The following is an 8,329-nucleotide window of genomic DNA, read 5'->3' as shown; positions in this document are numbered from 1 at the left end:
CTCTCTAAAAAACAACAGAAGTGGATTAAAGAAGAACGAGGTCAAGGAGCGTTAACTGACTATAAACCTTGTATGGCTTGACCATTGATATTTCCTTTCTCCAATAATATCGTATCATTGAATAAGCCAACATCTTCAGACTCAGACGATGTTGTTTCCGTTATTTCTTTGATTGTTACGCCGTTATCCACGCCAGTATAACGAGTGTATAACGTATCAGTGCTTATTCCGTCGTCTTGAACAACGTAAAACTTGTGTTCAAATACGCAAGTCTCAAACGTGCCTGCTGGAACCGTAATGGTTTCTCTACCAACATATTTTAATGAAGTATCCGCGTCATAAGACTTCATTTCGCCATCTGTTGTTTCAACCATAGTGACTGTTGCATAATGCTTCGTCTCACCTTCTTCTAAGTTATAATGTTGCTTTAAGCCGCTCGGTTGGTAATCAACTTCCATTCCAGCATCACTGTCAGTTTGCCCTAGAGTGATCACTGATTGATCAACTTCGTCGTGTTTTACATACACAGTAGATTGACCTTCTCTTTTAGCTAATACCTCGCTAAAGCCTTTATATTCCGGAACTGACTCTACAACTTCATGAACATCGTTAAGTCCAAAATCTATAGCAGCATCTGAAGCATATTCTAGATCAATCGTCGTGCCTGGGGTTTGCAGCGTTGGATTAAGGCAAGCTAAAGAGGTCGTATTAGATGGTTCAGTTGGTGTGACTTCGCCATCAGTTGGTGGTGCTGAATACGATGTACTATCCTCTCCACAACCAACCAATACAAAAGCTATCGCTAATCCGATGAAAGATAATCTCAAGGTGAGTTCCTTTTTATTTAATCTATTTTAGGGGGTAAGATACACTCCATATCTAGTTACCTCAGTACGAAACTTTACTACTCCAAAATGTAACTGTAAGGTATAGATGGTGCCGTTCAGTATGATACTTTATTACTCGCTGGCAGAAGTTGTGATTGAGTAATCATTTACTCAGCGTCAAAAGTGGTGAACTGATAGCAGAACGCCATTCTACTGACCCAAATATTACTCCCACTATTATTTGATATAGCAAATAATAGTGGGTTTTTTTGTGCCTCTCCAAAAGTCATCGAAATGAATTTAACGCGCATAAGCGACTCGATAAAGCTACGTATTAGCGTTGCTAACCATGGAGATCTGCCCCATGGCTATTTACATTTTGCGGCTTTTTAGTGAGCGCATTTCTCTAGTTGACAATGCATTCCGGCAGACAGAATGCTGGCTCTTGGATTTGTTAACTAACTCATAATCCTGTCCATCGAATAAACAAACATAACAAGCTGCTAACCTGTACTTAAAAATATACAAAAAAGCAATATTCACAGATTCTCCAAGATTCCTGAATTTCATCTTGAAATCTAATATAAATCCTATACTATTAAAAGATTACGTATCTGTGAAAAAAATAATAGCTTTTGTAAGTAAAGCTACTCTATATTCAAACGAGGGAAACATGAAATCTACTATTAAAGCATCTTTTCTTGGACTAGTTGTTGCTACTAGCATGTCGCTTGTGGCTTGTTCGGATGATGCTTCAGTCTCCAGCACGGAAGCTGCCGACCAACTTGATACTAAATTTGCTACGCTTGCGACCGGTGGTGCGTCAGGTCCTTATAATATTATTGGAACCTCACTTACTGAAGCTTACAATACGACTTATGGTGTTAACTCTAAAACCCAAACCACCGGAGCCTCGGTCGAAAACATCAACTTACTCAACCAAGAAAAAGTTGAAATGGCCTTTCTGATGAGCGACGTATTAAGTGATGCTATCAAAGGTGAGAACAACTTCAGCAGTCCTATCACGAATGTTCAGCAGATCGCCACTCTATACCCCAATTACGTACAGGTTGTTACCTCGCAGGATTCAGGCATTGAGAGCTTCGAAGATTTACGCGGTAAGCGTATCGCCGTGGGTGCACAGAACTCTGGTGTAGAAGTTAACGCTCGCAACTTACTTAATGGCTTTGACATGACCTACGATGATGTCGAAGTTGATTACTTGGGATATGCAGAAGCAGCAGACGCCTTGAAATCGGGTAAGCTTGACGCGGCGTTTTTAACCAGTGGTTTACCGAACTCTTCACTGATGGAGTTAGAGCAAGGCTTCGATTTACAGATAGTAAGTATTAGCCCTGAAAATATAGCAAGAATTGCACAAGATCAGTCCTACTTCATTGCTAAAGAAATTCCTGCAGGTACTTACGGCAACGAAACTGCCATACCTACCGCTGCTATCATGAATGCGTTTGTAGTACGTTCAGACTTATCAGAAGATGATGGTTACAAACTGACCAAAACTTTCTTTGAGAGTATGGACAAACTAAAAACTGCGCATCAGTCTGCAGGTGGTATTAGCTTAGAAACCGCACAACAAGGTATGGTCGCCCCGATACATCCTGGTGCCCAGAAGTACTACGATGAGCAAGCCGCAAGCCAATAAGCTTGGATAAATCATAGATGAGCAATCATAAAAACCAGTACAGCGTAGAGCGCGGTACTGGTTTATTTATGGTCGTAACATTCGTGATATTGCTGATCATCATCGGTAGTGGCTGGGTCTTGCGTCAGCAGGTAACTGTATTGAGCTTTAATCAGGAATCCTGCTACATCGAAGAAAGTTCTTTTGATATTAAATGGTTACACTCTGTAGAAAAGCAGTGGTGGATAGAGCGTTATCAAGTCCGATCTGATGATTTTTTACTAACCGATACTTATATGCAAACTTTTGGCGCAGGAACTCCATCAACTGAGACAATCGTATCCAACAACAGTAAAGATTATCCAAACTATATTCAATACCGTATCCAAACATCCCTACCCTATCTAAACTGGATGGTATCTCATAACATCAAAGCACACGTGATTATAACAAACGGCATCTTACCTGTTTACAACTGGGTTGATGACTATACTACTATTTATTTTGTTCCCAAAAAGCTGTCCTTATGGCAGTTACTACTTCAGGAGTCCTGCTATGAGCACGCCTATAGCACCAAGTGATAAGGAAGACTTATCGGCTGATTCTGCGAACCCTTCTGCAGAAAAACAGCAAGAAATTTTGGAAAAATTCGATAAAGAATCCATCACTCGTAAGCTTAGCAACAAAAAATTGGGCTGGTTGTTGTCAGCACTCGCTATTGCTTATGCGCTATTTCACTTATATATCACCTTTAATCCGATGCCTGCATTACTCCAACGCTCCGTTCACGTAGGCGTAGGTTTTGCTCTCATTTTTATGATTTATCCTGCGGCCAAAGGTTCCTCTCGTCAACGAGTCGCTTGGTATGATTGGATTTTGTTTTTCATGTCTTTATCAGGTGTAGCCTACCTACTGATAGAGTATCAAAATATCGTTACCGTCCGCGGTGGCATACCTAATCAGTGGGATATATTATTTTCAATCATTACTGTCTTGTGTGTATTGGAAGGTACGCGGCGTATCACGGGCTTTATTCTGCCTTTGTTTGCTCTGGTGTTCTTGGCTTATCCCTTCTTTAGTCACTTAGGTTTCATGCCAGATCGCCTGCTCACGCGACCTTACGATGTGGGTGATATTTTTGGTCAGCTATATCTCAAAACAGAGGGTCTATACTCTACAGCCATCGGTGCTTCTGTTACTTTTATCTTTTTGTTTATCTTATTTGGTGCGTTTTTATCACGATCAGGTATGGGACAGCTATTTAACGACTTAGCATTGGCGCTCGCAGGACATAAACAGGGTGGGCCTGCAAAAGTAGCGGTCATCTCCAGCGGTTTCATGGGTAGTATCAATGGTGCAGCGGTTGCCAACGTAGTAGGTACTGGTGCATTTACTATCCCTTTAATGAAGCGAGTCGGCTATCATAAAAACTTTGCTGGTGCCGTAGAGGCAAGTGCTTCGGTTGGTGGTCAGGTTTTGCCGCCGATCATGGGGGCGAGCGCTTTCATTATGGCGGAGACCACAGGGGTCAAATACAGCACGATTGCGCTTGCAGCCCTATTGCCAGCGGTTCTTTATTATTTAGGCGTCATCGCTCAAGTACACTTTCGTGCAGGTCGACGTGATCTCAAAGGTATTGCTAAAGATAGCTTGCCTGAGCTGAAAGAAGTGTTAAAAGCCCGTGGGCATATGCTATTGCCGATTGTTTTCTTAGTATACCTGTTGGCTGAATCGGTTCCGGTTGGCTTTGCAGCAGCTTACACGATTGGTTTTACCATTGTCATGAGTATGCTTCGCAAAGAGACGCGGATGAGCTTTCAGGATGTACTGGGCGCACTAGAATCTGGTACTCGTCAATCTTTAGCTGTCATGGCAGCCTGTGCGGTAGTAGGTATCATCATTGGCGTGGTGAGTCTAACCAGCTTTGGCACAGTGATGACTTCATCTATCGTTACACTAGGAGCAGGATCGTTATTACTCACGCTAATCCTAACCATGATCGCCTCAATGGTACTAGGCATGGGCTTGCCATCTATTCCCGCGTACATTATTACTGCAACCATGGCAGCACCGGCTTTGGCTGGTTTTGATATTCCTATCTTAGCGGCGCATATGTTTGTCTTCTATTTTGGTATCTTTGCCAATATCACCCCACCTGTATGTTTGGCTGCCTTTGCAGGCGCTGGTATCTCTGGTGGTGATCCTATGAAGACAGGGTTTCAGTCGCTGAAACTGGCATTAGCCGGATTCATTGTTCCCTTTATGTTCATCTACAACCCAACAATGCTGATGATAGATCCGACAGGATTGGCAGTGACTGCTAAAGAGTTCCCACTACCACCAGTCATGGATATTATTGTTGTCGTGATCACCTCGGTTACGGGCGTTATTGCGCTTAGTTCTGCGCTTGAAGGTTTCTTCAAAGGGGTGATGAGCCCGATAGCTCGTGTCATACTAGCGGTCGGTGCATTACTCTTGATTTATCCTGAGCTGATGACAGATTTAGCAGGTGGTATCATCGTATTAGTCGTTGCCGCATGGAATATAAAATCCAACAAAACAGCTGTCGCATCGGCAAGTATCTAAAAAATGAACCACATATCGTGCTTTACTGACGGTATGTTAAAGAGAGACTATTAACAACAGTCTCTCTTTCATGTCTTATATAGTCAAAGTATTTTTAAATCGCTACAGTGCTACTGGGATAAATGTTTCGCAACCTCTGTGAATACAGCACACAAGCAAAATGTGTGTCAGTAGCACGATAATACGATCGTATCGGTTTTATACTTCTTCTACTATAGTCAAAGAATTCTAAAATAGGTACAAGGCAGCCGACTGCAGATTGTGCAAGCAGTACACCTAAGAAGGATAACGCCGTAGCTGTTTAGTAATTCGCTGACTATTTTATTAGTTCAGCAAGACTATTGATTGGATAGGAGATATCTTTCTTATGAGTATTTCTACAACCAATGACCAACCATTTAGCAGCTGATAGCTCACCAATGCTATTGGTAAGTGCTGGTACTATAAATTCTAAAAAAACCTTCATTTTCTGTGGCAAATACTTTCGAGTCTTATGCAGCAAGTGTATTGGAACTGCATCAGGTTCAAACTCATTTAATATGATTTTTAGATCGCCATTATCTATAAAACGCTTTACTTGATAATGTAATTGCTGCGTGATACCCACGCTCTTTACAGCAGCCTTAACAGCAGAATCGCTATCATTAACCATCAGTCTAGGAAATATATCTATGTGTACTGTTGACTCAGAGTTTGGGAGATTGTAACGCCAGTGAGGAGTCGTCTTTGCCGTGTTGAGCAATATACAAGAGCGTTGAGTTAAGTCGTAAGGTGACGCTAGTTCTGGCTGTTTCAACAGGAACTGCTGACTTGCACAGGTCACAACTCGCATCGTTCCTACTTGGGTGCCTATCATCGTACTATCTGGCAACGTGCCTATTCTAATGGCCATGTCTACGTCATCTTCGAACAAATCCACATTCCTATCCGATAATAAAAGCTGCACGTTTATATTTGGATATAAAGATAAGAACTCAATAACAATGGGTAGCACATGCAACCTTCCAAACATAATGGGCGCTGTTATCACCAAATCGCCTTTTGGTTCTAAGTACTCCCCCTTTGCCCTACCCTCTGCCTCTTCGACCTGCTCCAATATTCTTTTACAAGATTCTATATAGGCACTTCCAGAGTCTGTCAAAGATAACTTTCTGGTGGTTCTATGCAATAAACGAACGCCCAGTTGGTTTTCCAGTTCAGCTATCTTTCTACTTAGAGTTGGCAATGGCACGTTCAATTCCTTGCTGGCTGTAGAAAAACTGCCAACCTCCACCACTTTTATAAACATAGACATTGCTTGCAGTCGGTCCATAACTGTCTCATTTATTGAAAATATCATTATCAAAATTACAGTATTATCTTTTAAATGGCAAAGTGTCATAGTGGATATATCAACATTGATATAGGAAACACCTTATGAGCAATGTAACTCATAAAAACTTACAGGTTGCGCTTGCCTACGATCATGTTGGCATTAGAGTCAGTAATAGACGCGAAGCTATTACGTTCTATGAGCGTCTTGGGTTCAAAGAAACCTATCGCATCCCTAAAGGTGAAGCAAACGAAATGATCACACCAGCAGGTGTAAGAATTAATCTTATTTTTAATGCAGCAAAGATAAAAAACAGAAAAAACCTTTTACTCGATGAAGTGATTAAAAAACCCGGTATGACACATCCGGCATTCATTATTGATGGTATAAATGAGCTTCAAAGCTGGCTTTTTGCAGAAGGAATAGAAGTTACGGAAGGTCCGAAAAATTTAGGGTCAAGAAGGATCGCTTTGTTTATCCGTGATCCAGATGGAAATGTACTAGAATTTAATCAACTACTATCTGAGGGAAAAAACCATGAAACTATATGATTTAGAGCTATCTGGAAACTGTTATAAAGTAAGGCTGTTTGCCTCACTGATCGACATACCTTTAGACATCGTGCCTATTGATTTTATGCAAGGTGAACATAAAAAAGAAGCCATGCTGAAACTCAATCCGTGGGGAGAAATCCCAGTTTTAGAAGATGGCTCTGTCATATTAAGAGATGCACAAGCCATACTGGTGTACCTAGCCAACAAGTATGGTGGTGAAGCGTGGTGGCCTAGCGAAGCACATCTGCAAGCTGATGTGATGCAGTGGTTGTCTGTTGCTTCTAATGAGATACAGCACGGACCTAACGTAGCACGTTTGATCAAAAAATTCGGTTTTGAAGGTGATTTAACGCAATCTTTAGAGCGTTCGTATAAGATACTAGCATTGATTGACGATCATCTTGCTCACCATAATTGGCTGGCAGCTAGCCGTCCTACTATTGCTGACTGCGCAGTTTATCCGTATATTTCAATTGCACACGAAGGAGAGGTTGCTATAGACAGCTATAGCAATATTAAGGCATGGATGAATCGCCTAGAGCAGTTGCCAGGTTATGTATCTATGCCTGGTAACTAATGATAATAGCCGGGAGCTAAGCCATTAAAAATAAAGGTCACGAACCAATGCTGTTCGTGACCTTTATCTCTGACACCGCTACCAATACTTAACGCAGCGCTTTATAAAGAAAATAGAAACCCACAACGACCAACAGTACGGCAAAGCATTTCTTTAAGATTTGTGGTGACAGTATATGAGCTACCTTGGCGCCTATCTTTGCCGTAAAAAAGCTCATGATACTAATGCCCAAAAAGGCATAGACGTGGACAAAGCCAATCGTATTAGGCACATCTACTTGCTGCTTCATTCCAAAAAACATAAACCCTAACGCACCGGCAATCGCGATGGGTAGACCACACGCCGCCGAAGTACCAACCGCTTTTTGCATCACTACACCGTAACGAGTAAGGTAAGGTACGGTTAAGCTGCCACCGCCGATGCCGAAAATGGCAGAAGCAACACCAATAACCCCGCCTGCTGCCAATTGCTTAGGTTTTGAAGGCAGCGTTGAGTCAACCGCCGAATCCGTATTGCTAGCACTATTCATGTTTGCAGCGACTTTCTTTTTGCCACCCTTAAACATCTTGTAGGCGACCCACAGCAAAAACACACCAACAATAAGCTGAAGATATAACCCAGATATCTGCCCTGCTATCCCTGCCCCTAAAAAGCACCCTATCGCTAAACCGGGTGCTAGGTTTTTGAAGACAGGCCACATGACGGCGCCTTTTTTATTGTGCGCCATTAACGAGCTGATAGACGTCACAATAATAGTCGCAAGTGACGTACCTAACGCCAAATGCATAATATTGTCAGGACTATAACCCATCTGAGTAAAGACAATAAATA

Annotated in this window: 8 protein-coding genes; 5 read left to right on the top strand and 3 right to left on the bottom strand. The window is 42.0% G+C overall.

Translation table 11 applies throughout. From position 1 onward, the window contains the following. Positions 1 to 59 precede the first annotated feature (59 nt). Positions 60 to 827: a hypothetical protein gene (locus ACT3SX_RS12165; RefSeq protein ID WP_192520963.1), complete on the bottom strand. Its 768-nt coding sequence runs from the start codon at positions 825 to 827 to the stop codon at positions 60 to 62. A 673-nt stretch (positions 828 to 1,500) separates the two neighbouring features. Between ACT3SX_RS12165 and ACT3SX_RS12160 the strand changes: the two genes are divergently transcribed. From ACT3SX_RS12160 to ACT3SX_RS12150, 3 genes are read left to right on the top strand one after another with little or no spacing between them, the layout of a single operon-like run. Next, a complete protein-coding gene (locus tag ACT3SX_RS12160; protein ID WP_192520479.1) occupies positions 1,501 to 2,490 on the top strand; it encodes a TAXI family TRAP transporter solute-binding subunit in 990 nt (329 codons plus the stop codon). A gap of 17 nt (positions 2,491 to 2,507) precedes the next feature. After that, positions 2,508 to 3,050 (top strand): DUF1850 domain-containing protein, encoded by a 543-nt coding sequence (locus ACT3SX_RS12155; protein WP_192520480.1) that lies wholly within the window; start codon positions 2,508 to 2,510, stop codon positions 3,048 to 3,050. Beyond that, on the top strand, positions 3,025 to 5,055 hold the full coding sequence (locus ACT3SX_RS12150) for a TRAP transporter permease (protein WP_192520481.1): 2,031 nt from the start codon (positions 3,025 to 3,027) through the stop codon (positions 5,053 to 5,055). Before ACT3SX_RS12155 ends, ACT3SX_RS12150 begins: the two co-directional genes overlap by 26 nt. Before the next feature lie 316 nt (positions 5,056 to 5,371). Here the strand turns inward: ACT3SX_RS12150 and ACT3SX_RS12145 are convergent, their stop codons facing one another. Beyond that, positions 5,372 to 6,367, bottom strand: a complete 996-nt coding sequence (locus ACT3SX_RS12145) for a LysR substrate-binding domain-containing protein (protein ID WP_192520482.1) — start codon at positions 6,365 to 6,367, stop codon at positions 5,372 to 5,374. Positions 6,368 to 6,471: 104 nt separating this feature from the next. Here ACT3SX_RS12145 and ACT3SX_RS12140 point away from each other — a divergent pair, with 104 nt between their 5' ends. Further along, complete coding sequence (locus ACT3SX_RS12140; RefSeq protein WP_192520483.1) at positions 6,472 to 6,918, top strand: VOC family protein; 447 nt, start codon at positions 6,472 to 6,474, stop codon at positions 6,916 to 6,918. Beyond that, positions 6,905 to 7,498: a glutathione S-transferase family protein gene (locus tag ACT3SX_RS12135; protein ID WP_192520484.1), complete on the top strand. Its 594-nt coding sequence runs from the start codon at positions 6,905 to 6,907 to the stop codon at positions 7,496 to 7,498. The genes ACT3SX_RS12140 and ACT3SX_RS12135 overlap by 14 nt, the downstream gene beginning before the upstream one ends. An 88-nt stretch (positions 7,499 to 7,586) precedes the next feature. On the opposite strand, the gene ACT3SX_RS12130 is transcribed toward ACT3SX_RS12135, so the two are convergent. Next, a partial coding sequence (locus tag ACT3SX_RS12130; RefSeq protein WP_444518704.1) for a sulfite exporter TauE/SafE family protein occupies positions 7,587 to 8,329 on the bottom strand: 743 nt, incomplete at its 5' end.

It is taken from the genome of Psychrobacter sp. AOP31-B2-9 (genome assembly GCF_052378005.1).
In the GTDB taxonomy this organism is placed as follows: Bacteria; Pseudomonadota; Gammaproteobacteria; order Pseudomonadales; family Moraxellaceae; genus Psychrobacter.
Note: the sequence above shows the minus strand (reverse complement) of the source record. Positions and strands in the feature narration are given on the sequence as shown.

Excerpts from the sequence above, each read along its gene's own strand:
- ACT3SX_RS12160 (WP_192520479.1), top strand. The coding sequence starts at position 1,501 with ATGAAATCTACTATTAAAGCATCTTTTCTTGGACTAGTTGTTGCTACT.
- ACT3SX_RS12145 (WP_192520482.1), bottom strand. The coding sequence starts at position 6,367 with ATGGACCGACTGCAAGCAATGTCTATGTTTATAAAAGTGGTGGAGGTT.
- ACT3SX_RS12155 (WP_192520480.1), top strand. The coding sequence starts at position 2,508 with ATGAGCAATCATAAAAACCAGTACAGCGTAGAGCGCGGTACTGGTTTA.
- ACT3SX_RS12135 (WP_192520484.1), top strand. The coding sequence starts at position 6,905 with ATGAAACTATATGATTTAGAGCTATCTGGAAACTGTTATAAAGTAAGG.
- ACT3SX_RS12150 (WP_192520481.1), top strand. The coding sequence starts at position 3,025 with ATGAGCACGCCTATAGCACCAAGTGATAAGGAAGACTTATCGGCTGAT.
- ACT3SX_RS12140 (WP_192520483.1), top strand. The coding sequence starts at position 6,472 with ATGAGCAATGTAACTCATAAAAACTTACAGGTTGCGCTTGCCTACGAT.